Consider the following 24954-nt stretch of genomic DNA (forward strand, 5'->3'; position numbering starts at 1 on the left):
ATTCTCGGGTTATCTGTATCCAGGTCTTTCATTTTCCTTTCTGGGAAGAGGGTCATGAGCGTTGATCAAAAGATGGACAGCAGCCGCCGCACTCTGCTGCTCGCTACGTCCGCCGCCGGCGGCGTGGCCGCAGTGGCGACCGCGGTGCCGTTTGTTGCCAGCCTGACGCCGTCCGAGCGCGCCAAGGCAGCCGGTGCGCCGGTCGAAGTCGATGTGAGCAAGCTCGCTCCGGGCGAGATGATGACGGTGGAGTGGCGGGGCAAGCCGGTGTGGGTGCTGCGCCGCACGCCCGAAATGCTCGCGTCGCTCGATGCGACCGATGCGCGCGTCAGCGATCCGAATTCGGACAAGCCGATGCAGCCGGACTACGCAAAGAACAAGCATCGCTCCATCAAGCCGGAGTACCTCGTCGCCGTGGGTATCTGTACCCACCTCGGCTGTTCCCCGTCCGAGAAGTTCAAGATGGGTGCCGAGAGCGGCATGGGCGCCGACTGGCAGGGTGGCTTCCTGTGCCCCTGCCATGGCTCGCTCTTCGATCTGGCCGGTCGCGTCTACAGCAGCATGCCGGCGCCGGACAACCTCGAAGTGCCGCCGCACCAGTACCTCGCGGATTCCACCATTCTTGTTGGCGAAGACGGGAAGGCCTAAGCGATGACGACCAAATCACAAGCCCTGCTCAACTGGATCGACGAGCGTTTTCCGCTTACGTCGTCGATCAAGGGGCATCTCACCGAGTACTACGCGCCGAAGAACTTCAACTTCTGGTATTTCTTCGGTTCGCTCGCCCTGCTGGTGCTGGTCATCCAGATCCTCACCGGCATCTTCCTGGTCATGCACTACAAGCCGGATGCGTCGCTCAACGCCTCGGGCGTGCCGGTGGCCTTCGCCAGTGTCGAGTACATCATGCGTGAAGTGCCGGGTGGCTGGTTGATCCGCTACCTGCACTCGACCGGCGCGTCGGCGTTCTTCGTCGTTGTGTACCTGCACATGTTCCGTGGCCTGCTCTACGGTTCCTATCGCAAGCCGCGCGAGCTGATCTGGATCTTCGGTACCCTGATCTTCCTGGTGCTGATGGCCGAAGCCTTCATGGGCTACCTGCTGCCGTGGGGGCAGATGTCCTTCTGGGGCGCGCAGGTGATCGTGAACCTGTTCTCGGCGATTCCTCTCATCGGGCCCGATCTGGCGCTGGTGATCCGCGGCGATTTCGTCGTGTCCGACGCCACGCTGAACCGCTTCTTCTCCTTCCACGTCATCGCCGTGCCGCTGGTGCTGATCGGCCTCGTCGTTGCGCACATCATCGCGCTGCACGAGGTTGGCTCCAACAACCCGGACGGTGTCGAGATCAAGAAGAAGAAGGACGCCAACGGCATCCCGCTCGACGGCATCCCCTTCCATCCGTACTACACGGTGAAGGACATCGTCGGCGTCGTCGCCTTCCTGTTCTTCTTCAGCGCGGTGGTGTTCTTCGCGCCAGAGGGCGGGGGGTACTTCCTCGAGTACAACAACTTCATTCCCGCTGACCCGCTGAAGACCCCGCCGCACATCGCGCCGGTCTGGTACTTCACGCCCTTCTACTCGATCCTGCGCGCGGTCACTTTCCCGCTGTTCGGCCTCGATGCGAAGTTCTGGGGTGTGGTCGCGATGGGGGCCTCGGTGGTGATCATCGCCTTCCTGCCGTGGCTCGATCGCAGCCCGGTGAAGTCGATGCGCTACAAGGGCCCGATCTTCAAGGCTGCAGTTGCCATCTTCGTGGTGTGCTTCATCATCCTCGGTTACCTTGGCGTGCTGCCGCCGACCCCGGGTCGCACCCTGGTGTCGCAGATCTGCTCGGTGCTGTATTTCGCCTTCTTCCTGCTGATGCCGTGGTACAGCAAGCTCGACAAGTGCAAACCCGAACCGGAAAGGGTGACTTTCAAATGAAAATGCGCGTGATCAACCTCATCAAGCGGGCAGCAGCGGTGCTGCTGTTCGCCCCGGCCGTGGCGCTGGCGGCGGCGGCCTCGGTGCAGCTCGACAAGGCCCCGGTCAGTACAGATCCGGCTGCCCTGCAGCATGGCGCCAAGCTGTTCGTCAACTACTGTCTGAGCTGTCACAGCGCGAGCTTCAAGCGCTACAACATGCTCACCAACATCGGCCTGTCCGAGCAGGAAATCCGTGACAACCTGATGTTCACCGCCGAGCGCGTCGGTGATCTGATGACCGTGGCCATGCGCCCGGCCGATGCCAAGGTCTGGTTCGGCACCGCGGTGCCCGACCTGACCCTGGTAGCGCGCCAGCGCAACTCGGGAGACGGCAGTGGTGCGGACTGGCTCTACACCTACCTGCGTCAGTTCTACCGTGACACGGAGCGTCCCTCGGGCTGGAACAACGTGGTGTTCGAGAACGTGGGCATGCCGCACGTGTTCTGGGAGCTGCAGGGCGAGCAGGTGGCCAGCATCACCGAGAACGCCGATGGCACCAAGAACGTGCAGCTGTCGCTCGCCAAGCCGGGCAAGCTGAGCGTAGAAGAGTACGACAAGGCCGTCGCCGACCTCGTGTCCTTCATGGTCTGGATGAGCGAGCCGATTGCCGAGAAGCGCAAGGCGATCGGTACCGTCGTGCTGATCTTCCTGGCCGGCATGTTCGTGCTCAGCTACGCGCTGAAGAAGAACTACTGGAAGGACATTCATTGATCGAAAACGCGGCAGGCCGCAAGGCCGGTTAGCGCGGTCCGACCCCAGACGCACCACGCGCTACCGCGTGGTGCGCTTTTGCTTTATGAATTCCGGAGTGGCAACACCATGATGAACCTTTATTCCGGCACGACCGATCCCTTCAGTCACCGCTGCCGGATCGTGCTGTTCGAAAAGGGCATGGATTTCGAAGTCATCGACGTCGATCTCTACAACAAGCCCGAAGACATCGCCGTCATCAATCCCTACAACCGCGTGCCGGTGCTGGTGGATCGCGACCTCGTGCTCTACGAGTCCAACATCATCAACGAGTACATCGACGAGCGCTTCCCGCATCCGCAGCTGATGCCGCCCGACCCGATCATGCGCGCTCGTGCACGTCAGTTGCTGCATACCTTCGAGCAGGAGTTGTTCACCCACCTCGAGGCGCTCGAGGCCGGGCAGAAGGGTGTCGACAAGGTGCGCACCCATGTGCGTGACCACCTGACTCAGCTCGCGCCGGTGTTCACCAAGCAGAAGTTCATGCTGGGTGACGAGTTCTCGATGCTTGACGTCGCGATCGCGCCGCTGCTGTGGCGCCTCGAGCACTACGGTATCGAGCTGCCCAAGGCTGCCGCGCCGTTGATGAAATACGCCGAGCGCATTTTCAGCCGCCAGGGCTTCATTGACGCACTGACCCCGTCCGAGAAGGTCATGCGCCGCTGAGCGGGCCGGGGCGGGCCCCCAGTGGCGCAGCCCCGATCAACGGAGTGAAGATGAGCATCGTTTCGACCAAGCCGTATCTGCTGCGCGCAATCTGGCAGTGGTGCATCGACCAGGGTTTCACGCCCTATATCGCAACTGCCGTTGACGAGCACACGCGTGTTCCGCCCGGTTACGCCCGCGATGGCCAGATCGTGTTGAATCTCGCCCCTGACGCCACGGGCCAACTGCAGATGGAGAACGACTTCATCAGCTTCCAGGCGCGCTTCGGTGGTGTTGCACACTCGCTGGTCATTCCTGTCGCCAACGTGATCGCCATCTATGCGCGGGAGAACGGGCAGGGCATGGCCTTCGAGCCCGAGCTCGAAGAGGATGCGGCCGGCCTCGAGGATGAGGCTGTCGACGGCGAAGAAGCTGCCGGCACGGAGGCCGTGGTCGAAGACATGGGCGACGCGGCGGCACAGGCCCGCGCCGAAGCTGCAGATGGCGCCGGCGATGCCTCTCCACGCCCGCCGCGCGGCAGTCATCTCAAGCTGGTCAAGTGAGGAGCATGCCGTGACAGGTCTGGTTTGGAGCGAAGCGCTCGAGAACAAGCTCGAGCCGATGGACGCCACGCACCGCGAGTTCGTGGCGTGCTACAACGCGGTAGTCGAGGCGGCGCCCGAGCAGTTGCTGGCGGCCTTCGATGCGCTCATCGCGCACACCGAAGAGCACTTTGCGCTCGAGAACGGGTGGATGGAAGCCGTTGACTTTCCGGGTTGCCATCGCGCCGAGCACGATCGCGTGCTTGCAGTCATGTACGACATCCGCAAGCGCGTCGCGGGGGGCGACACCTTCTTCTTCAAACGCCTGGTCGAGGAGTTGCCGGCCTGGTTCCGCAATCATGTCGACGGCATGGATGCCGCGCTCGCATTCCATTTGCAGAGCGTAGGGTTCGACTTCGAGGCTGGCGTGCTGCCTGCGCTCGCCGAGGGCGAGCAGCGCGGTGAAGGCTGTGCGTGCGCCAGCCTCAGTGCGGAGTCCGCATGCCAGCCGGAGACTGCGCGTAGCCCGGCCTGTTCGGGCTGACCAGGGCACTCTGCTGGCGTATTCCCTGCGCGTTACAGTTCATCGCGACGCGGTTTTCAGGTCTTGCGGCCGTCGCGGAAAGGAAAGTCGAGCGCGGGCTGCCGTCCGCTCATGAGTTCGGCCAGGGCTGCGGCGGAGCCGCAGGCCAGCGTCCAGCCCAGCGTTCCGTGCCCGGTGTTGAACCACAGCCGATCGTGCCGGCCGCGGCCGATCACCGGAACATTGCCGGGTGTTGCCGGCCTCAGCCCGGCCCAGGCTTCGGCCTCGGCGATGTCGATTGCACCCGGGAAGCGGGTGCGCGCCCAGTCGAGGATTCCCGCTACGCGTTCCGGCCTGATCCTCGTATCGAACCCATTGAGTTCCGCCGTGCCTGCGATGCGCAGTCGATCGCCGAGTCGCGAGCAGACGATGCGGCGGGATTCGTCGGTCAGGCTCACGCTGGGCGCGCGGCTCGGGTCGACCACCGGTGCCGTGATCGAGTAGCCCTTTACCGGATAGATCGGTAGCTTTTCGTCCAGCGGTGCGAGCAGACGCGGGCCGTAGCTGCCCAGGCAGACAACGAAGGCGTCGGCATGCAGCAGATGCAACTCGCCGCGCGTGTCGCGGATTTCGACGGCCTCGACGCACTCCCTCCCGGTTGCCGCAGCGCTCAGGATGCGCGTGATCTCGCACCCCCAGTGCATGCGTGCCCCAGCGCTCGACAGGCGCAGGGCAAGCATCTGGGTGAAGAGGTGGGCGTCGCCCGACTCGTCGCCTGGCGCATACAGCCCGCCTGCCAGCGAGTCCGCCTGTGCCGCGAGTGCGGGCTCGATGCGCAGGCATTCGGCTTTGGTGCAGACCCGGGCTGCGATGCCGAAGCGCGTGAGTTCCTGCACCCGTCTGCCGGCCTGGGAGAACTCTGCCGGGCTGTGAAACAGATGCAGGATGCCGCGTTCGAGGTGTTCGTAGTGCAGGTCGAGTTCCGCGCGCAGGGCGCGCAGGCGCTCGCCGCTCCAGCGCGCCAGGTGCGCGATCGCAGCCGTATTGCGGCGTGTCCGCCAGGGCAGGCATTCGAGCAGAAAGCGCGCCCCCCACTGCCACTGGGCCGGGTCGGTGGTGGGGCGGAACATCAGCGGCGCATCGTCACGGCCGAGCCAGCGCAGCACTTGCAGCGGTGCACCCGGGTTGGCCCAGGGCTCCGGGTGGCTGATCGAGATCTGGCCACCGTTCGCGTAACTGGTCTCGAGCGCTGCCGCGGGTTGGCGGTCGACGATGCTGACGTCGAACCCGGCCTGGTGCAGATACCAGGCTGTGGTGACGCCGGAGAGGCCGGCACCGAGGACCAGGACATGCATGGGTGGGGCGTGCGCCTTCTGTTGAGGGCCGGGGATGGGTTCCGGGGCTGCGATCATACCCCCGCGCTTCAGCGCGCGGAACCGCTTGCCGGCAGTGCTATGGGCATTTACCCCGTGCGCTGCCGGCGTGGAACCGCGATAATCCACGCCTGTCCGTCTATCGAGTCGATTGGAGTTCCTTCATGCGCCGTGTCACCCTTACCCAGTTCCTGATCGAGCAGCAGCGTGCAGGTCGCATCAGCCCCGATCTGCGTCTGCTGATCGAGGTTGTTGCGCGTGCGGTCAAGGCCATCAGCGTCAACGTATCCAAGGGGGCGCTCGCCGGCGTGCTCGGCGAGGCCGGTACCGACAACGTGCAGGGCGAGGCGCAGAAGAAGCTCGACGTGATCGCCAACGAGATCCTGCTGCAGGCCAATGAGTGGGGTGGCCACCTTGCGGCCATGGCCTCGGAAGAGGTCGAGACCGTGCACCAGATTCCGTTCGACTATCCCAAAGGTGGTTTCCTGCTGCTGTTCGATCCGCTCGACGGCTCCTCGAACATCGACGTGAATATCTCCGTGGGCACGATCTTCTCGGTGCTGCGCAACCCCGCGGGCGGCAGCGAGCCGACCGAGGCCAACTTCCTGCAACCGGGCAGCGAGCAGGTCGCTGCAGGTTATGCGGTGTATGGCCCGTCGACCCAGTTGGTTCTCACCGTCGGTAATGGTGTGCATGGCTTCACCCTCGATCGCGAGATGGGTAGCTTCGTATATACCCAGCCGTTCATGACCATCCCGGTCGACACCCAGGAGTTCGCCATCAACGCATCCAATGCGCGCTTCTGGGAGCAGCCGGTGAAGCGCTACGTGGATGAGATGCAGGCGGGCAAGGGCGGCCCGCTCGGCAAGGACTACAACATGCGCTGGGTGGCGTCGATGGTCGCCGACGTCCATCGCATCCTGACCCGTGGCGGCATCTTCATGTACCCAATGGATGAGAAGTGCCGTGCAAAGGGGGGCAAGCTGCGTCTCATGTACGAGGCCAACCCGATGGCGATGCTGGTCGAGCAGGCTGGCGGCGCCGCCTCTACCGGTCGTGAGCGCATCATGGACCTCAAGCCCACCGAGCTGCACCAGCGCGTGCCGGTGATCCTGGGCTCGAAGAACGAAGTCGAGCGCGTCGTCTCCTATCACCTCGAGGCTTGAGCCGGGTGGGTCGGATGCGGTGCTTGGTGCGGGTTGCCGCTGTGCTTGGGGGGCTGGCGCTGCTCCCCGTGCCCGGCGCGTATGCGCAGCAGGCACTGGCGGTCGGCCTGGATGCGCCCGATGCCGTCAAGCCCTTGCTCGAGCGTCACGTTCGCCTGCTGCGTCGTGCAGACCTTGTGGTTCCCGAGGCGGACGCCGACCGCGCGGCGATGACACGGCGGACGCGCCGTGAGGTCGCCGAGTTGCTTGCCACCGAGGGCTACTTCAGCCCGCGTGTCCGCATCGACCGCAGCGCGGCCGGGCAGTGGGTAATTCAGGTCGAACCCGGGCCGCGTACCACGATTGCGGCGGTCAACATCGAGTTCGAGGGCGAGCTCGCCGCGCCCGGCGCCACTGCGGAGCTTGAGCGTCTCCAGGACCTGCGTGCGCGCTGGTCCCTGCCGGTGGGCGACGCCTTCACTCAGGGCGCGTGGGACGGCGCGAAGCAGCAGCTCCTCGATGCCGTAAGCGCGCGTCGCTACGCCGCCGCCCGCATCGTTCGCAGCCGTGCAGAGATCGATCCCGAGGCCGCAACGGCAAGGCTCAGCGTGACGCTCGACAGCGGGCCGGCCTTCTACCTCGGTGCTCTCGAGGTCGAGGGGCTTGAGCACCTGCCGGCCGACCTCGTTCAGCGCTACAGCCTTTTGCGACCGGGTACGCCTTACGACCGCGAAGCGCTTCTGGCTTTCCAGACCGGCTTGCAGAATACGCCGCACTTTGGCTCGGTGATCGTCGACATCGAGCGCGACCCCGCATTGGCTGCAGCAGTACCGATACGGGTGCAGGTGACCGAGGCGCTGCCGAAGTACGTTGGTTTCGGGGCGGGTTTTTCCACCAACACCGGGGCGCGCGTCGAGACCACCTATCGCGACTCCAACCTGCGTGGCCGTGGCTGGGAGTTCGCCACCGGCCTGCGTGTCGAGCAGCGCCGCCAGGCGCTGTACGCCGACGTGTTCCTGCCGCCTAGGGGGCGGCATCGCGACAGTTTCGGCGCGCTCGTCGAGCGCAGTGATCTCGAGAACCTCGTCGTCACCTCGCAAGCCGTGGGCGCGACCCGCAGTGCAACCCGTGGCGACATCGAAACCCAGTTGGCGCTGCGCTTGCAGCACGAGAACATCGCGCCCGCTGGTGCGCCGCAGCGTTCCAACAACACCCTTACCGCAAACTGGACATGGGTGAAGCGGGCGGTTGATGACCTGCTCGACCCCACCCGTGGCTATGTATTCGAGTACCAGGTTGGCGGTGGTACCGCGATCGCCTTGGCCGAGCAGGACTTCGTCCGCTTGTATTCGCGCTTCGTTCGCTATCAGCCGGTGCGCGGCAGCGATGTCTTCATCCTGCGCGCCGAGGCGGGCATGACGGTTGCAGACAGCCGCGAGGGTATCCCGCAGGACTTCCTTTTTCGCACCGGTGGCGCGCAGACCGTGCGCGGCTACGACTACCAGAGCCTCGGCGTCAGGGAGGGCAGCGCCACCGTCGGTGGCCGCTTCCTCGCAGCGGCGAGTGCAGAGTATGTGCACTGGTTCAAGCCGCAGTGGGGGGGCGCCGTATTCGTGGATGCAGGTGATGCCGCGGATACGCGCGACGACTTCGACCTGCGCGTCGGTTATGGCGTTGGAGCGCGCTGGCGCAGCCCGGCCGGGCCGCTCGCAATCGACCTCGCATGGGGCCACCAGGCGCGCAGCCTGCGCTTGCACTTCGGCGTCGCCATCGCGTTTTGAATACACCTTCACCGCGAGCGGTGGAGTGTGTGTGCGGAACAGCGCCACAGCATGCAGGCTGCGCTTCAGCCATGGCGCAGTGCGGGTAGCGTGCTCACTGTCCAGCCGCGCGCTTCCAGCGCAGTGCGCAGCAGCCGTGCGCTATCCACCGCGCCCAGGGTGTCGCCATGTACGCAGATGCTGTCCATCGTCGCCGGCAGGACCTTGCCGTTCTGGCTGACTACGGCGCCGGCGTCGAGCATGCGCAGCACGTGGGAGACGAGCTGCTCAGGGTCATGGATGACGGCGCCCGGCTGACCGCGTGGCACCAGGGTGGCATTGTCGGTGTAAGCGCGGTCGGCAAAGATCTCGCCAGCGACCTGAAGACCTGCACGCTGGCCGGCGAAGTACAGCTCGGACAACACGGGGGCGAGCAGAATGAGCTGTGGGTCGATGGCGCTCACCGCACGCGCCACCGCGTCAGCGAGCGCTGCATCCTCGCAGGCCTGGTTGTTCAGCGCGCCATGTGGCTTGACGTGTGTGACGCGCCCGCCTTCGGCCGCGGCCAAGCCGGCGAGCGCGCCAACCTGGTAGATGATCATGGCTTCGAGTTCGGCCGGCGCCATCTTCATCGGCCGGCGGCCGAAGCCCTGCAGATCGGGGTAGGCGGGATGGGCGCCCAGGCTGACCCCGGCGGCAAGCGCACAACGCACGGTGTGGCGCATCACGACCGGGTCACCGGCGTGAAATCCGCAGGCGATGTTGGCCGAGCGCACCACCTGCAGTAGTGCCTCGTCCTCGCCCATCGTCCAGGCGCCGAAGGATTCGCCGAGGTCGGCGTTCAGATTGATGGTCTTGTTCATGTGCAAGTCTCCTTAGGCAGGGGCGGCTCTGAGGTTCAATACAGCGGCCGGTATTCGGGGCCGAGCGCATGAACGACGCCGTCGACCAGATTGCTGCTGTACAGCGCCACCAGGTCCACGCCGTCGGCAGGCAGAGGGCGGATCGAGGCGATCAATGCCCGGGTCTCGGCCTCTGTCGCGCGCGCGACCCGTGCCCCTTCGGTGGCAGTAATGGCGGCAAAGCGCAGCGTCTGCCCGGGGCGCAGTGCGGCGAGTCGGCCGAGGTCGGCGGTGATCACGGTGGCGATCTTCGGATAGCCGCCTGCGGTCTGGGCGTCGGCGAGCAGTACGATCGGCTGGCCGGCGCCGGGCACCTGGATGGAGCCGGGCACGGTGGCGTCGGACACAATTTCTGCGGCGCCGGCATGCTCGAGGCGCGCGCCTTCGAGGCGGATGCCCATGCGGTCGGCTTCCGCGCTGACGCGGTAGTTGCCGCTGACCAGCGTCGCCAGCGCATCGGTGCCGAAATGGTCGGCCTGCGGGCCGGGCACCACGCGGATCGGGCGCGTGTCGGCGGCGGGCGCTTGGGCGAGCACGCGGTCAAGGCCTCGGCTCTCGTCAGTGGCTGGGGCCAGGGCCAGGCGTGTGCCGGTGGTCAGCGCGCGGCCGCTGCCGTTTGCCCCGCCGAGGCCAGCGCGTACATAGGTCGAGGCACTGCCCATCACCGCTGCAACATCGAGCCCTGCGACCGCGACCATGGCAATGCGGCCGTTGTCCATCTTGCGGATGCGCAGCGCCTGACCTGCAGCCAGCGTCAGCGAGCGCCAGGGGGCGAGCTGCCGGCGTCCACCGGTGTCATCGATCTCCACCACCGCGTCGCCCGCGACCGCCAGCTTCACCGCGCCGCCGTGTGCCACGACATGCAGCCCGCCATCGAAGCACTCGATCACCGGTGCGTACTCGGGGCGGCCGGCCAGAGCGTTGGCGATGCGCATCAGTCGGCGATCGAGTACGCCCGCCCAGGGCACACCGATGCGACGGAAGCCGCGCCGGCCGTCGTCCTGGATCGAGGCGAAGGCGCCCGGTGAGACGATCTCGAGTTCGGTTCTGGCGTTCATGCTGCAGCCTCGCTGGCGCTGCTGGCATCGGCGACGCACCACTGCATCGGGTCGATCTCGCCGCGGCGTAGCCCGGCTTCGAGTGCGCGGTATTCGTCCGCGCTGACGGGGACGAAGCGCACCTTGTCGCCGGCGGCGAGCAGTGAGGGCGATGCGCGGCGGGCGTCGAACAGCGGCACGGGGCAGCGTCCGAGCAGGTGCCAGCCGCCGGGGCTTTCCCAAGGATAGATGGCGGTAAGGCCGGTTGCGATCGCCACGCTGCCGGCGGGAACACGCACGCGGGGCTGGCTGCGCCGTGGCAGGTGCAGGCGCTCGGCCAGATCACCCATGAAGGGAAAGCCAGGCAGGAATCCCAGCATGTAAACCAGGTACTCGGTGCCGCTGTGCAGCGCCACCACCTCGGCGGCGTCGATGCCGAGCGTACTCGCCACTTCGGCGAGGTCGGGTGCGGCCTCGCCCTCGTAGCAGACGGGCAGCTGCCAGTGGCGACCGTCCGTGGGTGTGCAGTGCTCGACAGCGTCGATCAGCGGCTGCAGCGCTGGGAGCAGGGTGTCGCGGTCGGTGACGAGCGGGTCGAAGAACACCGTCAGCGAGCGGAAGGTGGGCATGGACTCGATCACGCCCGGCAGCCCGCCGCCATGTTGCAAGCGCAGGATGGCGGCGTCCAGGGCGTTCACGGCGGCGAGCAGGGCGGGGTCGATGACGTTGCCGAACTCGATGGTCAGCGCGGCGTCGCCGGCGTCGAGGATGCGGTAGGCTCGATTCATGAAGGCTTGTTCCAGTCGCAATGCGTCCGATTGCGGGGTGGCGCGGCGCTCGCGGTAGGCTGCACGCGAGTATGCTCATCATTGCGGAATTAGTCGGCACGACTGAGATTCTAGCGGGGGGGTATATGAGCATCAGTGTCCTGGACTTGTTCAAGGTCGGCATCGGGCCGTCCAGTTCGCACACCGTCGGCCCCATGCGTGCCGCCCACGATTTCGTCGCAGCGCTCGGGGGCCGTGGGCTGGTGGATGCGGTGACGCGGATCGAGGTGAAACTCTACGGCTCCCTGTCGGCGACGGGTGTCGGTCATGGCACCGACCGGGCCGTGGTTGCAGGCCTCATGGGGGCTCGCCCGGACGAGGTTGATCCCGATTTCCTGGGTGATGCGGTGGATGCCGTACGTATCGATGGCGTATTGCCGTTGCCCGGTGGGGGTGAGCTGGCATTCGACTGGGCGCGCGACATGCGCCTGCTGCCCGTGAGCTTGCCCTACCACCCGAACGCGATGCGCCTGGCGGCCTACGGCGAGGCCGGCCTCCTGCATGAGAACACCTATTACTCAGTCGGTGGCGGCTTTGTGATCGACGAGGCACAAGCCCAGTCAGGTGACTTGGCGGCGGAGGAACTGGCGCTGCCTTACCCTTTCGCCACCGCGTCCGAGTTGCTCGCGCAGTGTCGCCGCCATGGTCTGCGCATCAGTCAGCTGATGCTCGCCAACGAGGGCGCCTGGCGCAACGAGGATGATACGCGGCAGGCACTGCAGCGTATCTGGGCGGTGATGCAGGCCTGCGTGGCACGGGGCATGCGCCATGAGGGCGTGTTGCCAGGCGGGCTCAATGTGCGGCGCCGCGCTCCGGACCTGCATCGCACGCTCAGCGCACGGGCGGCGGGCCGCAACCTGATCAGCGACACGATGGCAGCGCTCGACTGGGTCAATCTGTTCGCGCTGGCAGTCAATGAGGAAAATGCCGGAGGTGGTCGCGTGGTCACCGCGCCTACCAACGGGGCAGCTGGCATCATCCCTGCCGTGCTGCACTACTACATGAAGTTCATGCCGGGCAGCAGTACGCGCGACGTGGAGGACTTCCTGCTTGCGGCGGCGGCCGTGGGCGTGCTTTGCAAGACGAACGCCTCGATCTCGGGCGCGGAGGTCGGCTGCCAGGGCGAGGTCGGTTCGGCCTGTGCGATGGCTGCTGCAGGCTTGACCGAGGTGCTGGGCGGCAGCCCCGAGCAGGTCGAAAATGCGGCCGAGATCGGCCTCGAGCACAACCTCGGCCTGACCTGCGACCCGATCGGCGGTCTTGTGCAGGTGCCCTGCATCGAGCGCAACGCGATGGCCTCGGTGAAGGCCATCAACGCCGCCCAACTTGCCCTGCGCGGCGACGGCGCACACACGGTCTCGCTCGATCAGGCGATCCGCACCATGCGCGATACCGGTCGCGACATGCTCGACAAGTACAAGGAGACCTCGCGCGGCGGCCTGGCGGTGAGCTTCCCCGAGTGCTGAACAATGCTGTGCTGGCCGAGTTCTGGTGTAGAGGCAGGGAGCCTGCGCCGCATGAGCGATGCTGCCGAACAAATAGTTTCGGCCTCCCACCCTTGAAATCCATTGGGGCCGTCCCTATTATTAGCACTCGTTGGCGGTGAGTGCTAACACGTGGCGGCGATCAGTCGCACCCGTTGGTGCTCAAGCCACTGCAGATTCACCCGCGGGCTTTGCCCGCGGATCAATCAACCCAAACAGTTGAACCGTAACAAGGAGAGAACTCGATGAAGATTCGTCCCCTGCACGATCGCGTGATCGTCAAGCGTCTGGAAGCCGAGCGCAAGACCGCCAGCGGCATCGTGATCCCGGACAGCGCCGGCGAGAAGCCCGATCAGGGCGAAGTCCTGGCTGTCGGCAACGGCAAGATCCTGGACGACGGCAAGGTGCGTCCGATGGCCGTCAAGGTGGGCGACAAGGTGCTGTTCGGCAAGTATGCCGGCCAGACCGTGAAGGTCGAAGGCGAAGAGCTCCTCGTGATGCGCGAGGAAGACATCATGGGCGTGGTCGAGGCCTGAGCCTCCTGCAAGCCCCTGCAACGCTAATCGAAACAATTCAGGAGTTCTGAAGAATGGCAGCTAAAGAAGTCAAGTTTGGTGATTCCGCCCGCGAGCGCATGGTCGCCGGCATCAACATCCTGGCCAACGCGGTCAAGGTGACCCTGGGCCCGAAGGGTCGCAACGTGGTGCTCGAGCGCTCCTTCGGCGCCCCCACCGTGACCAAGGACGGCGTCTCCGTCGCCAAGGAAATCGAGCTGAAGGACAAGTTCGAGAACATGGGCGCACAGATGGTCAAGGAAGTTGCTTCCAAGACCTCGGACATCGCTGGTGACGGCACCACCACCGCCACCGTGCTGGCCCAGTCGATCGTGCGCGAAGGCATGAAGTACGTCGCCGCCGGCATGAACCCGATGGACCTGAAGCGCGGCATCGACAAGGCTGTCGTGGCCACCATCGAAGAGCTGAAGAAGCTGTCGAAGCCGTGCTCGACCAACAAGGAAATCGCCCAGGTCGGCTCGATCTCGGCCAACTCCGACAGCGACATCGGCGACATCATTGCCCGCGCCATGGACAAGGTCGGCAAGGAAGGCGTGATCACCGTCGAGGACGGCAAGTCGCTGCAGAACGAGCTCGACGTCGTCGAGGGCATGCAGTTCGACCGCGGCTACCTGTCGCCTTACTTCATCAACAACCCGGACAAGCAGGTTGCCATTCTCGAGCAGCCCTTCGTCCTGCTCTTCGACAAGAAGATCTCCAACATCCGTGACCTGCTGCCGGTGCTCGAGCAGGTTGCCAAGGCCGGCCGTCCGCTGCTGATCATCGCCGAGGACGTCGAGGGCGAAGCCCTGGCCACCCTGGTGGTGAACAACATCCGCGGCATCCTCAAGACCTGCGCCGTCAAGGCTCCGGGCTTCGGCGACCGTCGCAAGGCCATGCTGGAAGACATCGCCATCCTCACCGGCGGCCAGGTCATCGCCGAAGAAGTCGGCCTGACCCTCGAAAAGGCGACCCTGGACGACCTCGGCCAGGCCTCCCGCATCGAGATCGGCAAGGAAAACACCATCATCATCGACGGCGCCGGCCAGGCCGAGCGCATCGAAGCCCGCGTCAAGCAGATCCGCGTGCAGATCGAGGAAGCGACCTCGGACTACGACCGCGAGAAGCTGCAGGAGCGCGTCGCCAAGCTGGCGGGTGGTGTTGCGGTGATCAAGGTCGGCGCTGCCACCGAAGTCGAGATGAAGGAGAAGAAGGCCCGCGTCGAAGACGCCCTGCACGCCACCCGCGCTGCAGTGGAAGAGGGCATCGTCCCCGGCGGCGGTGTGGCGCTGCTGCGTGCCCGTGCTGCACTGGGCGAGCTGAAGGGCGACAACCACGACCAGGACGCCGGCATCAAGATCGTGCTGCGCGCGATGGAGCAGCCGCTGCGCGAGATCGTCGCCAACGCAGGTGACGAGCCGAGCGTGGTGGTGAACAAGGTGGTCGAGGGTTCGGGCAACTACGGCTTCAACGCCGCCACCGGCGAGTACGGCGACATGGTCGAGATGGGCGTGCTGGACCCGACCAAGGTGACCCGCACCGCGCTGCAGAACGCCGCGTCCGTCGCTGGCCTGATGCTGACCACCGACTGCATGGTCGGCGAGCTGGCAGAAGACAAGCCGGCCGGTGGCATGCCCGACATGGGCGGCATGGGTGGCATGGGCGGCATGGGCATGGGCATGTAAGTGCCTGCCTGCGACCCGGCATGCCCGGGTCGCGCCCGCAGTAACGCAGACGGCTCCGCTCAGGCGGGGCCGTCTGCGTTTACGCAGGGCCGAAGACGCAGGCGAGAGCATGCATCGCCGCGCACGAAGCCGCGCGAAGCGTGGGATAATCCATAGGTTTGGTAGGGAGAAAGGTCGGCGGGGAGTGAGCTGGCGCAGTGGCCGCCCGCTCCCCGGAGCCGCCAGCGCGCTAGCGCTGGCGGCTCCCAAGGCCGAGCAAAAGGAGAACAGCGGGCCAACTGTATGAAGGTCCGCTTACAAATCACTTACAGCCTGGACACTATGCGGATTCTGCTGGCTGAAGACGACCCGGTGATTGCCGATGGCATCTGTCGCGCGTTGCGGCGTGGCGGCTATGCAGTGGACCATGTGGCCGACGGCGCCGAGGCCGATGCGGCGGTTTCCACCCAGGGCTATGACCTGCTGATCCTCGACCTTGGTCTGCCGCGCATGAACGGCATCGACGTCCTGAAGCGCCTGCGGGCGCGCAAATCGGCGCAGCCGGTGCTGATCCTGACGGCCCAGGACGGTGTCGATGATCGTGTGCGCGGACTCGACGCCGGTGCGGACGACTACCTTACCAAGCCATTCGCCCTGCCCGAGCTCGAGGCGCGCGTGCGCGCGCTGACGCGGCGCGGTACCGGGCAGCCGCGCTGCATCGAGATCGGCCAGCTCAGCTACGACCAGGCCGATCGCGTGGTGAAGGTCGGCGGTCAGATGATCGACCTGTCGGCGCGCGAAATCGGCTTGCTCGAGGTCTTCCTGCTGCGGGTCGGTCGCCTGGTGAGCAAGGACCAGCTCGTCGACCACCTGTGCGGCTGGGGCGAGGAGGTGTCGAGCAATGCAATCGAAGTGTACGTGCACCGCTTGCGCAAGAAGCTCGAGGACAGCGGCGTGCGCATCGTGACCGTGCGCGGTCTGGGGTACTGTCTGGAAAACCCCGATGCTGCCCCTGCGGCGAAAGCCTGAGAAGGCGGGGGCGGCGCGCAAGACTGCGCCCCCAAACTCGCTTTTCGGTGAGATCCTCGACTGGATGCTCGCGCCGCTGCTTTTCCTGTGGCCGATCTCCATCATCGTCACCCATAACGTGGCGGACAGTATCGCCAATCAGCCCTACGACCTCGCGCTCGCCGACAGTGTGAGGGCGTTGGCGCGCTTCGTCGTCATCGATGAGGGGCGTGCCGTTGTCAACTTTCCGGCGCCACCGCGCGCCTTGTTTCGTGCCGATCAGGACGACGCGGTTTATTACCAGGTGGCGGATTGGCGTGGCGTGACCGTCAGCGGCGACCCCGAGATCCTCCCGGCTCCCTTGCCCGTTTCCATCGACGGCGAGCAGATCTTCTTTCGTGACGAGCTGATCCACGGCGAAGATGTGCGTATCGCCTACCGCTTCCTGCGCCTTGATCCCGCGCGGCCCGAGCTGCTTGTGGTAGTGCAGGTGGCTGAAACGCGCAACAAGCGTACGGATCTGGCCTCGCGAGTGGTCACGGGGGTGCTGTTGCCTCAGTTCGCGATCATCCCGCTCGCGGTGATCCTCGTCTGGGTCGGCCTCAGTCGCGGCATTGCGCCGCTCAACCGGCTGCAGAGCCTGATCCGGCGCCGCCGGCCGACCGACCTGTCACCGGTCGCGCCCGGCAGCGTCCCGGAAGAGGTTCGTCCCTTGATCGTCGCCTTCAACGACATGATGGTCCGCCTCGAAGAGAACCTGCAGGCACAGCAACGCTTCATTGCTGACGCAGCGCACCAGATGCGCACGCCACTGACCGGTCTGAAGATGCAGGCCGACCTCGCGCTGCACGAGACCGATCCCGTGCAGTTGCGGGAGTCGCTCACGCGTATTGCAGAAAGTACCGACCGCGCTGCCCACTTGATCAACCAGCTTTTGTCGCTGGCGCGCGCCGAGGCAAGCTTCGAGAAGCTCTATACCGTGGAGCCGGTCAGTCTCGATGCAGTGGTGCGGGAAGTGGCGCTCGAGCTTTACCCGCGCGCTCAGGTCAAGCAGATCGATCTCGGCGTCGAGGCCGGCGACGCCGAACTGGTGATCGAGGGTAACCCCGTCCTGCTGCGTGAGATGGTCAAGAACCTTGTCGACAACGCGGTCAAATACACCCCGCACGGCGGACGGGTGACGGCGCGCACCCGCTTTGCGGGATCGCCGATCCTGGAGGTGGAGGACACCGGACCGGGAATCCCCGATGTCGACCGCGAGCGCGTGTTCGAGCGCTTCTACCGTGTGCTCGGCAGCGGCGTGGATGGCTCCGGCCTGGGCTTGCCGATCGTGCGCGAGATTGCCGAGTTGCATCGCGCCACGGTGACGCTGGATGCCAATCCGGCCGGGCAGGGCACGCTGGCGCGGGTGGTTTTCCCGCGCAGCAATCTGCAGCCGCCACCGATCGTGCAGGGCGATCATGATCCGCTGGGTTGAGGCCTTGTGCCACGCCCGAGGTCTTCCCTCGAGCGTGCATCCAGCGCGTCGCGCATTTGCATTGAATTAGGCTTTGACATCGGAAAAGATTTCACTATAATGGCGTCCTCGTTGGCCAGTTAGCTCAGTTGGTAGAGCAGCGGATTGAAAATCCGCGTGTCCGTGGTTCGATTCCGCGACTGGCCACCACGATTCCAAGGACGGGCCGACACTTGTGTCGGCCCGTTTGCTTTCCGGGCTGGAATTTCGGGTCAGAAGTGGCTGATTCTGCTCAAGTTTTACGCTTGTTTCGCGGTGCTATAATGCGCCACGCCCGAAAACCCGGTTTCCGCATGCAACTCTTCGCCCTTGGCCTGAACCATCACACCGCGCCGCTCGCCATCCGTGAGCGCGTGGCGTTCCAGCCCGAGCGGCTGGATCAGGCTCTGCACGATCTGACGCATGCCGATTCGGTGCGCGAGGCGGCGATCCTGTCTACCTGCAACCGCACCGAGCTCTACTTCGCGGCCGAGCAGCCTCAGCACGCGGCCGACTGGCTGGCGCGCTTTCACAGCGTGCCCTTGCCGGAAGTGTCGCCCTACCTGTATTCCTACCCGCAGCGCGACGCCATTCGCCACGTCTTTCGCGTCGCCAGCGGGCTCGATTCCATGGTCATCGGCGAGCCGCAGATCCTCGGACAGGTCAAGGATGCCGCGCGCCACGCCGAAGAGGCGGGCACCATGGGCGTGCTGCTGCACAAGCTGTTCCAGAACACTTTTGCGGTGGCCAAGGAGGTGCGCTCGACCACCGCGATTGGGGCCAACACGGTGTCGATGGCCGCCGCCGCCGTGCACCTGACCGAGCGCATCTTCGAGCGGGTGTCCGACCAGCATGTGCTGTTCATCGGCGCAGGCGAGATGATCGAGCTCTGCGCTGCGCATTTCGGCGGGGCAAAGCCCAAGTCCATGACCGTGGCCAATCGCACCGAGGAGCGCGCGCGTGCGCTGGCTTCGCGCTTTGGTGCCCAGACCATGCGCATCGAGCAGATTGCCGACGCGCTGCCGCGCTTCGACGTGGTCGTGTCCTGTACGGCCGCGCCCTTGCCGATCGTCGGCCTGGGCATGGTCGAGCGCGCGGTCAAGGCGCGCCGCCACCGCCCGATGGTGATGGTCGATCTCGCCGTGCCGCGCGACATCGAGCCCGAGATTGCCGGGCTCGATGACATCTTCCTGTACACCGTCGACGACCTCGCCCAGGTCGTCGAGGCCGGGATGGAGTCGCGCCAGCAGGCGGTGATCGAGGCCGAGCAGATCATCGATACGCGTGTCGACGGTTTCCTCAGCTGGATGGCCAATCGTGACGCGGTGCCGGTGATCCGCGCGCTGCGCGACCATGCGGAGTCCTTGCGTCGCAGCGAGCTCGAACGTGCCATGCGCCTGCTTGCCAAGGGTGAGGATCCACACAAGGTGCTCGATGCGCTGTCGCAGGGTCTGACCAACAAGCTCATGCACGGGCCCACCCGTTTCCTCAACCAGGCTGAAGGCGAGCACAAGGCCGAAGCCGGCCGCGTCGTGCGCGATCTTTTCAGCCTGCCCCGCGACCTCCATCGCGATCAACACTAGGCCCATCGGCATACGCCGGGCCGCCCGCAGGGGCGGTGCAGGCGCATGCCGCTCATCACGATGAAGCAGAGCATCCGCGACAAACTCGAACACCTTGCCAGCCGGCTCGAGGAGCTCGACCGTGCGCTCGCGGCAGAAGATGCTGCGCGTGACATGAACGTCTTTCGCGAGCTTTCGCGCGAGCGTGCAGAGATCGAGCCGGTGGTTGCGCTGTATCGCGACTACCTTCAGGCTGAAGCGGACTGCGCCACCGCGCGCGAGCTGATCGCCGAGCCCGAGATGCGCGAGCTTGGCGAGCTGGAGTTGGAGGCCGGGCTGGCGCGCATCGGCGAACTCGATGGCGAGTTGCAGCGCGCCTTGCTGCCGCGCGACCCCAACGACGAGCGCAACCTCTTCCTCGAGATCCGTGCAGGCACGGGTGGCGATGAGGCCGCCTTGTTCGCTGGCGACCTGCTGCGCATGTACACACGCTACGCAGAGCGCCAGCGCTGGAGAGTGGAGATCGTGTCGGCGAGCGAGTCCGACTTGGGGGGTTACAAGGAGGTCATCGCGCGCGTGGTCGGCGCGGGGGCGTATTCCAGACTCAAGTTTGAATCCGGCGGTCATCGCGTGCAACGCATCCCGGTCACCGAGACGCAGGGGCGGATTCACACCTCGGCGTGCACGGTGGCGGTGCTGCCCGAGGCGGATGAGGTCGAGGCCGTCGACATCAATCCTGCAGACCTGCGCATCGACACCTTCCGTGCCTCTGGCGCGGGCGGCCAGCATATCAACAAGACCGATTCGGCGGTGCGTATCACCCATCTGCCGACCGGGATCGTCGTCGAGTGCCAGGACGACCGTTCGCAGCACCGCAACAAGGCGCAGGCGATGGCTGTGCTGGCGGCGCGTCTGTATGACGCCAAGGTGCGTGCGCAGCAGAGCGCCGAGGCTGCGCAGCGCAAGAGCCTGGTCGGAAGTGGCGACCGCTCTGAACGCATCCGCACCTACAATTTTCCTCAGGGGCGTGTCACCGATCATCGCATCAACCTCACCCTCTACAAGCTCGATGCGGTGATGCAGGGCGAACTCGACGAGATCGTCGCTGCGCTGACGCTGGAGCACCAGGCGGCGCTGCTCGCAGCGCTGGCGGACGACTGATGGGCGAGGAGCGTTCGGGGGTGCCGGTGGCCGGTGTCGATATCGCTGGTGCGCTCGCCTGGGCGCGCGCGCGCATCGATATGCTCGATGCGCGAGTGCTGCTGCGCCATGTGCTGCAATGCCCTGCAGCGCGCCTGGTGGCTTGGCCGGAGCAGCGTCTCGAGGCTGCCGATTGGGCGGAGTACCGTGCGCTCGTCGAGCGCCGCTGCGCGGGCGAGCCGGTGGCCTACCTGACAGGCAGTCGCGAGTTCTACGGTCGCGAGTTCCTGGTCACGCCCGCGGTGCTGATCCCGCGTCCGGACACCGAATTGTTGGTCGAGCTGGCGCTGGCGCACTTCGCCGGACAGCGCGGCGCGCGCGTACTTGACATGGGTACGGGTAGCGGTGCGCTGGCCGTCACGCTCGCGCTCGAGCTCGACGGGGCGGATGTCGTTGCCCTCGACCGTTCGCGCGAAGCCTTGTGGGTAGCGATGGCCAATGCCGCCCGCCTCGGCGCCAGCGTGTCCTTCGTGCAGAGCGATTGGTTCGGTGCGCTGGGGGACGAGCGCTTCGAGCTCATCGTCTCCAATCCGCCCTACATTGCCGCGGCCGATCCGCATCTCGAGCAGGGCGACGTGCGCTTCGAGCCGCGCAGCGCGCTGGCTGCCGGCCCGCAAGGGCTGGACGATCTTGCCGAGATCGTCGCCGGGGCGCCAGCGCGTCTCGTGCCGGGCGGCTGGCTCTTCCTCGAGCACGGCTATGACCAGGCTTCCGCAGCGCGGGGCTTGCTGGCGGATGCGGGCTTCGCGCAGATTGCGTCCTGGAGGGATCTGGCCGGAATCGAGCGCGTCTCCGGTGGGCGCTGGCTGGGCAGGGGCTGAGCACCGGGTGCGTCTGCGACCGGCTTTGTGCGTCCGGCTTGACGCCTTCCGGGGCCATCCCTAGAATTTCCGACTGTTTAACTCAACTTTTGCAGGTTTTTCCATGGACATCCAGGACGTCATCCGCGAACAGGTCGCCACCAACGACGTGGTGCTTTACATGAAGGGTTCGCCCCAGTTCCCGCAGTGCGGCTTTTCGTCCACCGCGGTGCAGATCCTGAAGGCCTGTGGCGTGCGCGAGGTGCTGGCGGTCAACGTGCTCGCCGACGCCGAGATCCGCCAGGGCATCAAGGAGTTCTCCAACTGGCCCACCATCCCGCAGCTTTACATCAAGGGCGAGTTCGTCGGCGGCAGCGACATCATGCGCGAGATGTACGAGAGCGGCGAGCTGCAGCAGATGCTCAAGGATGCAGGTGTGTCCGACGCCGCCTGAGTCGTCGAGGCATGGCGTTGCTCGTAGTGTCGGTTTTTTTGACACTCTCGTTGCTCTGGTCGCAGGGCGTAGCAACAGCAGGGTAATTTGTTCTTGTTGTTCAGTTGTTTGCAGGGATGGGCGTGAATTTTGCTTTACGTCTTTCGAAAAGCGCAGGAATGACAGCATTCGAATCCGTGCCGTTGTTCACGCTCGCGACTGGCGAGCTGTGATACGGTGCGGTGCGCTGACGGAGATACTTGATGAATACGCCGAACAAACCCTCAGATCCTGGTGCGGAAGCCTCCGGCCAGGTCGAATCCGTGTCCGATCCCAAGCGACGCAAGCTGACTACGGCCGGTCTTGCCGGCGCGGGTGTGCTGATGTCGCTGAGTTCCCGCTCGGCGCTCGGTACCGGCTTCGGCCAGTGTGGCTCAGAGTCGGTGTCGGCGGCAATGTCTCGGCATGGCGAGGTGTCGTCATGCGGCTGCAGTCCTGGGTTCTGGTGGCGTAGCCCGCACGGGATCATCAAGTGGGGCGATACCGACATCATTCCCGCGCACTATGGTCCCTACAAGACCTTCAACTCGGTGTTCGGGGTCATGCTTTTCAAGTCAACCTCCAACCGCAAGCTGATCGATCTGGGGCCTGGCAGCAACAAGGTCGGGGACTCCGAACTTGCGATGAGCAAGCTCAAGGGTTGTACTTCGCTCTCGGCCAGTCTGTTCCATGTGATCGCAGGCTTGCTGAATGCGTCCTTCTATGGTGATCGCTATCCTGCGCCAGGCTACCAGACCCCGGGCGCGGTGATCGCTGCACTGCAGACTGCGTTGTCGAGTCCCAGTCCTTGCAGCGCGCTCAATGCGCTCAAGAGCCATCTGGATGTGTATGAGAAGTCCGGCGCGTTGTGGTGCTTCAACGGAGTCACGAAGGGCGCAGAGGACTGGGAGCCGAGGTATTGAGCGTGAGTTGTAGGCCGGCCTGCAAGGCTGGGCCAGCGCTGCGGGCGAGCCGCCTCGGCGATCAGTTTTCCGTAGGTGTAGATGACCGCCTTTTTTCTGAACCCGGAAGTGCGCTGGCGTGCCTGGGCTGACGGTGTGGTGCTGTTTTCGCCACGCAGTGCCGAGACCGTAATGTTGCCTGGTGCAGCGGAGGCGCTTCTGCTTGACGCCGCGAGTGCCGAGGGTTGGTCCGCGGCAGCGGTTGGTGGCGAGGCTGAGTCCGCGCTGGCGGACGCATTGTTGCGACTTGCGGCGCTCCGGGGCCGGGATTGACGCTCGGAGCGCTTTCCCGGGTTGAATTGCAGCAAAGGCTGGCGGGCGCCGGGCTATTGTTGCCATGTGGCCCTTTCGTGGTCCGATTGCGTACGCGAAGCGCAGAGATCGTCGAGGGCTTGCAGCGTCTCTATCGAGACTTCCCCCTTATGCCAGAGGGGGGCTTTGTCGATTTCGAGGTCGAAGTCCGTCCGCCAGGCCTGGCTCGGCGTTTCCTGCGGCCGCAGGTCGGCTTCTACTGCGATGGTCGTGCGCCTTTCAAGCCTCTGCCCCGTCATCAGGCTTTTCCGATGCTCGAGTGGGGGCTCAACTGGGTGATCTCCACCCACGCTCACGACCATCTCGTCCTGCATGCCGCTGTTCTCGAGCGTGACGGGCGCGCCCTTCTGTTGTCTGCTGATCCGGGATCGGGCAAGAGCACCTTGTGTGCAGGCCTCGTTCATGCGGGCTGGCGCCTGCTGTCGGACGAGTTGGCCTTGCTCGAGTTGTCGTCCGGGCGTGTGCGGCCGGTGGCGCGACCGATCAGCCTCAAGAATGAATCTATCGAGGTCGTGCGCGGTCTTGGCGACGAGGTCGAGCTCAGCGCAGTATGTGCCGATACGACCAAGGGCGCCGTCGCGCATATGCGCCCGCCTGCCGATAGTGTGGCGCGCAGAGCGGAGATGGCGCTGCCGGCTTGGTTGGTTTTTCCTCGCTTCACGCGCGGCGGTCAGCTCAGCGTCGAGCCGGTCGGCAAGGCGCACGCTTTCATGGAGATGGTGCGCCACGCCTTCAACTATGGCTTCCTTGGCGCCTCTGCCTTCGACGCATTGGCCGGCTTGATCGAGCGTAGCGAGACCTTTCGCGCTGGCTATGGCAGTCTGACGCAGATACTCCCCGAGATCGACCGCCTTACCGCGGCGGATCGCTCATGAGCGGGGGCGGCGTGCTCGACACGAGCCTGATTGCCGCTGTGCTTGCCGAGCCCGGGCGGGTGGCCGGCCTGGATGCGGCGGCGTGGTCGGTTCTGATCGGACAGGCCAGAAATGCCGAAATGCTCGGTCAGTTGCATGCGCGCCTTTCGTGTGCCGCCGCGCTCCATTTTGCGCCTCAGGCGGCGCGCCGCCACCTTGATCTAGCCTGGCAACTGTCCATGCGCCATCGCGAGGCCGTGCGCTGGGAGGTGCTTCACATCGCGCGTGCCCTGCGCAAGCTTGATGTTCCTGTGGTGCTGCTGAAGGGAGCCGCTTACGCCCTCGCGGACTATCCGGCGGCGGAAGGCCGCGTATTCAATGACGTTGATATCATGGTGCCGCATGCCGCGATCACCACGGTCGAGTACGCCTTGCTTGATGCGGGCTGGATTCCGCAGATCGTCAACGATTATGACCAGCGCTACTACAGGCGCTGGATGCATGAGATTCCGCCGCTTGAACACAAATCACGCGGCACTGTGCTCGACGTGCACCACACGATCGTACCGCCGACCTCCGGTGTCGTGCCTGACGCAAACGTGCTGCTCGAGCGCGCGCAGCCCCTGAACGGTCTGGAGTCCGACAGGCTGGGCATGTTCAGGGTGCTGGCGCCGGAAGACATGGTCCTGCACTCGGCCGCGCACTTGTTCTTCAATGAGTTCCACAAGGGCTTGCGCGACCTCTACGACCTGCATCGTCTGCTGACGCATTTTGGCGATGTGCCGGCGTTCTGGACGGTCCTGCGGCGCAGGGCTTGCGAGACTGGGCTGGAGCAGCCGCTGAACGATGCGCTTCAGCATTGTGCGCGGGTGTTCCATACCGCTGTGCCTGAGGTCGAGCTGGCACAAGTCGTTCGAGCGCGGTCGTCGCGCGGCGTCGGCGCGCTTCGTGACTGGATGCTGCGCCGCGCGCTTCTGCCCGATCACCCCTCGTGCGCCACATCGTCCGTCCGATTTGCGCGCTGGATGGCCTTCGTGCGCAGCCACTGGCTGCGCATGCCGCCAGGATTGCTGGCAGTTCATCTGCTCAACAAGGCCTTTCGCAGCGAGGCGTGATGCGCGG

At 65.4% G+C, this 24954-nt stretch carries 25 protein-coding genes and 1 tRNA gene; 22 read left to right on the forward strand and 4 right to left on the reverse strand.

The annotated features are described in order from the left end of the window. Positions 1-54 precede the first annotated feature (54 nt). The 6 genes from petA (at position 55) to B447_RS17055 (ending at position 4442) form a co-directional block, all read left to right on the forward strand. Entirely contained in the window at positions 55-648 is a 594-nt protein-coding gene (gene petA / locus B447_RS17030) for a ubiquinol-cytochrome c reductase iron-sulfur subunit (RefSeq protein ID WP_002926818.1), read from the forward strand. A gap of 3 nt (positions 649-651) precedes the next feature. Beyond that, entirely contained in the window at positions 652-1920 is a 1269-nt protein-coding gene (locus B447_RS17035; RefSeq protein ID WP_002926815.1) for a cytochrome b, read from the forward strand. Continuing rightward, positions 1917-2672, forward strand: coding sequence for a cytochrome c1 (locus B447_RS17040; RefSeq protein WP_002943257.1), 756 nt, complete (start codon positions 1917-1919; stop codon positions 2670-2672). Before B447_RS17035 ends, B447_RS17040 begins: the two co-directional genes overlap by 4 nt. 108 nt (positions 2673-2780) lie before the next feature. Further along, on the forward strand, positions 2781-3377 hold the full coding sequence (locus tag B447_RS17045; protein ID WP_002926809.1) for a glutathione S-transferase N-terminal domain-containing protein: 597 nt from the start codon (positions 2781-2783) through the stop codon (positions 3375-3377). 50 nt (positions 3378-3427) lie between these two features. Then, entirely contained in the window at positions 3428-3919 is a 492-nt protein-coding gene (locus tag B447_RS17050; RefSeq protein ID WP_002943258.1) for a ClpXP protease specificity-enhancing factor, read from the forward strand. Between the two features lie 10 nt (positions 3920-3929). Beyond that, positions 3930-4442: a hemerythrin domain-containing protein gene (locus B447_RS17055; protein WP_002926807.1), complete on the forward strand. Its 513-nt coding sequence runs from the start codon at positions 3930-3932 to the stop codon at positions 4440-4442. A 56-nt stretch (positions 4443-4498) separates the two neighbouring features. On the opposite strand, the gene B447_RS17060 is transcribed toward B447_RS17055, so the two are convergent. Beyond that, positions 4499-5776, reverse strand: coding sequence for a D-amino acid dehydrogenase (locus B447_RS17060; protein WP_002943259.1), 1278 nt, complete (start codon positions 5774-5776; stop codon positions 4499-4501). A gap of 182 nt (positions 5777-5958) precedes the next feature. On the opposite strand from B447_RS17060, the gene B447_RS17065 reads away from it, so the two are divergent. Together B447_RS17065 and B447_RS17070 are read left to right on the forward strand one after the other, a co-directional pair. Further along, complete coding sequence (locus B447_RS17065; RefSeq protein WP_002926803.1) at positions 5959-6960, forward strand: class 1 fructose-bisphosphatase; 1002 nt, start codon at positions 5959-5961, stop codon at positions 6958-6960. Between the two features lie 14 nt (positions 6961-6974). Then, entirely contained in the window at positions 6975-8720 is a 1746-nt protein-coding gene (locus B447_RS17070) for an autotransporter assembly complex protein TamA (RefSeq protein ID WP_002943260.1), read from the forward strand. Between the two features lie 65 nt (positions 8721-8785). Here the strand turns inward: B447_RS17070 and B447_RS17075 are convergent, their stop codons facing one another. The 3 genes from B447_RS17075 to pxpB are packed head-to-tail and all read right to left on the reverse strand — an operon-like array spanning position 8786 to position 11426. Then, positions 8786-9562, reverse strand: a complete 777-nt coding sequence (locus B447_RS17075) for a LamB/YcsF family protein (RefSeq protein WP_002943262.1) — start codon at positions 9560-9562, stop codon at positions 8786-8788. Between the two features lie 35 nt (positions 9563-9597). After that, positions 9598-10659: a biotin-dependent carboxyltransferase family protein gene (locus B447_RS17080; protein WP_002943264.1), complete on the reverse strand. Its 1062-nt coding sequence runs from the start codon at positions 10657-10659 to the stop codon at positions 9598-9600. Further along, the gene (gene pxpB / locus B447_RS17085; RefSeq protein ID WP_002943266.1) at positions 10656-11426 is read right to left on the reverse strand and encodes a 5-oxoprolinase subunit PxpB; all 771 of its coding nucleotides are present in this window, start codon (positions 11424-11426) and stop codon (positions 10656-10658) included. The genes B447_RS17080 and pxpB overlap by 4 nt, the downstream gene beginning before the upstream one ends. Before the next feature lie 125 nt (positions 11427-11551). Here pxpB and B447_RS17090 point away from each other — a divergent pair, with 125 nt between their 5' ends. The 14 genes from B447_RS17090 to B447_RS17155 all read left to right on the forward strand — a co-directional run bounded on the left by B447_RS17090 (position 11552) and on the right by B447_RS17155 (position 24947). Continuing rightward, the gene (locus B447_RS17090; RefSeq protein ID WP_002943268.1) at positions 11552-12931 is read left to right on the forward strand and encodes an L-serine ammonia-lyase; all 1380 of its coding nucleotides are present in this window, start codon (positions 11552-11554) and stop codon (positions 12929-12931) included. A gap of 263 nt (positions 12932-13194) precedes the next feature. Further along, positions 13195-13485, forward strand: a complete 291-nt coding sequence (gene groES, locus B447_RS17095; protein WP_002926786.1) for a co-chaperone GroES — start codon at positions 13195-13197, stop codon at positions 13483-13485. 53 nt (positions 13486-13538) lie between these two features. Then, positions 13539-15188: a chaperonin GroEL gene (gene groL / locus B447_RS17100; RefSeq protein WP_002943277.1), complete on the forward strand. Its 1650-nt coding sequence runs from the start codon at positions 13539-13541 to the stop codon at positions 15186-15188. 321 nt (positions 15189-15509) lie between these two features. Further along, positions 15510-16196: a response regulator transcription factor gene (locus tag B447_RS17105; protein ID WP_002926782.1), complete on the forward strand. Its 687-nt coding sequence runs from the start codon at positions 15510-15512 to the stop codon at positions 16194-16196. Next, positions 16171-17652, forward strand: a complete 1482-nt coding sequence (locus tag B447_RS17110) for a sensor histidine kinase (RefSeq protein WP_002943279.1) — start codon at positions 16171-16173, stop codon at positions 17650-17652. The genes B447_RS17105 and B447_RS17110 overlap by 26 nt, the downstream gene beginning before the upstream one ends. Before the next feature lie 113 nt (positions 17653-17765). Continuing rightward, a tRNA-Phe gene (locus B447_RS17115) sits at positions 17766-17841 on the forward strand. Between the two features lie 143 nt (positions 17842-17984). Continuing rightward, the gene (gene hemA / locus B447_RS17120) at positions 17985-19253 is read left to right on the forward strand and encodes a glutamyl-tRNA reductase (protein ID WP_002926778.1); all 1269 of its coding nucleotides are present in this window, start codon (positions 17985-17987) and stop codon (positions 19251-19253) included. Between the two features lie 60 nt (positions 19254-19313). Continuing rightward, positions 19314-20393 carry a peptide chain release factor 1 gene (gene prfA, locus B447_RS17125; protein WP_002926776.1) on the forward strand — a complete coding sequence of 360 codons (1080 nt, stop codon included), beginning with the start codon at positions 19314-19316 and terminating at the stop codon, positions 20391-20393. Next, positions 20393-21253, forward strand: coding sequence for a peptide chain release factor N(5)-glutamine methyltransferase (gene prmC / locus B447_RS17130; protein WP_002943283.1), 861 nt, complete (start codon positions 20393-20395; stop codon positions 21251-21253). Before prfA ends, prmC begins: the two co-directional genes overlap by 1 nt. A gap of 103 nt (positions 21254-21356) precedes the next feature. Further along, positions 21357-21686 carry a Grx4 family monothiol glutaredoxin gene (gene grxD / locus B447_RS17135; RefSeq protein ID WP_002943284.1) on the forward strand — a complete coding sequence of 110 codons (330 nt, stop codon included), beginning with the start codon at positions 21357-21359 and terminating at the stop codon, positions 21684-21686. Positions 21687-21928: 242 nt separating this feature from the next. Continuing rightward, positions 21929-22627, forward strand: a complete 699-nt coding sequence (locus B447_RS17140; RefSeq protein WP_002943285.1) for a hypothetical protein — start codon at positions 21929-21931, stop codon at positions 22625-22627. Positions 22628-22708: 81 nt separating this feature from the next. Beyond that, complete coding sequence (locus tag B447_RS17145; protein ID WP_002943293.1) at positions 22709-22939, forward strand: hypothetical protein; 231 nt, start codon at positions 22709-22711, stop codon at positions 22937-22939. Between the two features lie 59 nt (positions 22940-22998). Beyond that, positions 22999-23853, forward strand: a complete 855-nt coding sequence (locus B447_RS17150; protein ID WP_083485745.1) for an HprK-related kinase A — start codon at positions 22999-23001, stop codon at positions 23851-23853. Next, a complete protein-coding gene (locus tag B447_RS17155; RefSeq protein ID WP_002943318.1) occupies positions 23850-24947 on the forward strand; it encodes a nucleotidyltransferase domain-containing protein in 1098 nt (365 codons plus the stop codon). The genes B447_RS17150 and B447_RS17155 overlap by 4 nt, the downstream gene beginning before the upstream one ends. Positions 24948-24954 lie beyond the last annotated feature (7 nt).

The sequence above is a fragment of the Thauera sp. 27 genome (assembly GCF_000310125.2).
Classification (GTDB): domain Bacteria; phylum Pseudomonadota; class Gammaproteobacteria; order Burkholderiales; family Rhodocyclaceae; genus Thauera; species Thauera mechernichensis.

Bases quoted from the DNA above. Each gene is read 5' to 3' on its own strand.
- petA (WP_002926818.1), top strand. From the start codon at position 55: ATGAGCGTTGATCAAAAGATGGACAGCAGCCGCCGCACTCTGCTGCTC.
- B447_RS17035 (WP_002926815.1), top strand. From the start codon at position 652: ATGACGACCAAATCACAAGCCCTGCTCAACTGGATCGACGAGCGTTTT.
- B447_RS17040 (WP_002943257.1), top strand. From the start codon at position 1,917: ATGAAAATGCGCGTGATCAACCTCATCAAGCGGGCAGCAGCGGTGCTG.
- B447_RS17045 (WP_002926809.1), top strand. From the start codon at position 2,781: ATGATGAACCTTTATTCCGGCACGACCGATCCCTTCAGTCACCGCTGC.
- B447_RS17050 (WP_002943258.1), top strand. From the start codon at position 3,428: ATGAGCATCGTTTCGACCAAGCCGTATCTGCTGCGCGCAATCTGGCAG.
- B447_RS17060 (WP_002943259.1), bottom strand. From the start codon at position 5,776: ATGCATGTCCTGGTCCTCGGTGCCGGCCTCTCCGGCGTCACCACAGCC.
- B447_RS17065 (WP_002926803.1), top strand. From the start codon at position 5,959: ATGCGCCGTGTCACCCTTACCCAGTTCCTGATCGAGCAGCAGCGTGCA.
- B447_RS17070 (WP_002943260.1), top strand. From the start codon at position 6,975: ATGCGGTGCTTGGTGCGGGTTGCCGCTGTGCTTGGGGGGCTGGCGCTG.
- B447_RS17075 (WP_002943262.1), bottom strand. From the start codon at position 9,562: ATGAACAAGACCATCAATCTGAACGCCGACCTCGGCGAATCCTTCGGC.
- B447_RS17080 (WP_002943264.1), bottom strand. From the start codon at position 10,659: ATGAACGCCAGAACCGAACTCGAGATCGTCTCACCGGGCGCCTTCGCC.
- pxpB (WP_002943266.1), bottom strand. From the start codon at position 11,426: ATGAATCGAGCCTACCGCATCCTCGACGCCGGCGACGCCGCGCTGACC.
- B447_RS17090 (WP_002943268.1), top strand. From the start codon at position 11,552: ATGAGCATCAGTGTCCTGGACTTGTTCAAGGTCGGCATCGGGCCGTCC.
- groES (WP_002926786.1), top strand. From the start codon at position 13,195: ATGAAGATTCGTCCCCTGCACGATCGCGTGATCGTCAAGCGTCTGGAA.
- groL (WP_002943277.1), top strand. From the start codon at position 13,539: ATGGCAGCTAAAGAAGTCAAGTTTGGTGATTCCGCCCGCGAGCGCATG.
- B447_RS17105 (WP_002926782.1), top strand. From the start codon at position 15,510: ATGCGGATTCTGCTGGCTGAAGACGACCCGGTGATTGCCGATGGCATC.
- B447_RS17110 (WP_002943279.1), top strand. From the start codon at position 16,171: ATGCTGCCCCTGCGGCGAAAGCCTGAGAAGGCGGGGGCGGCGCGCAAG.
- hemA (WP_002926778.1), top strand. From the start codon at position 17,985: ATGCAACTCTTCGCCCTTGGCCTGAACCATCACACCGCGCCGCTCGCC.
- prfA (WP_002926776.1), top strand. From the start codon at position 19,314: ATGAAGCAGAGCATCCGCGACAAACTCGAACACCTTGCCAGCCGGCTC.
- prmC (WP_002943283.1), top strand. From the start codon at position 20,393: ATGGGCGAGGAGCGTTCGGGGGTGCCGGTGGCCGGTGTCGATATCGCT.
- grxD (WP_002943284.1), top strand. From the start codon at position 21,357: ATGGACATCCAGGACGTCATCCGCGAACAGGTCGCCACCAACGACGTG.
- B447_RS17140 (WP_002943285.1), top strand. From the start codon at position 21,929: ATGAATACGCCGAACAAACCCTCAGATCCTGGTGCGGAAGCCTCCGGC.
- B447_RS17145 (WP_002943293.1), top strand. From the start codon at position 22,709: ATGACCGCCTTTTTTCTGAACCCGGAAGTGCGCTGGCGTGCCTGGGCT.
- B447_RS17155 (WP_002943318.1), top strand. From the start codon at position 23,850: ATGAGCGGGGGCGGCGTGCTCGACACGAGCCTGATTGCCGCTGTGCTT.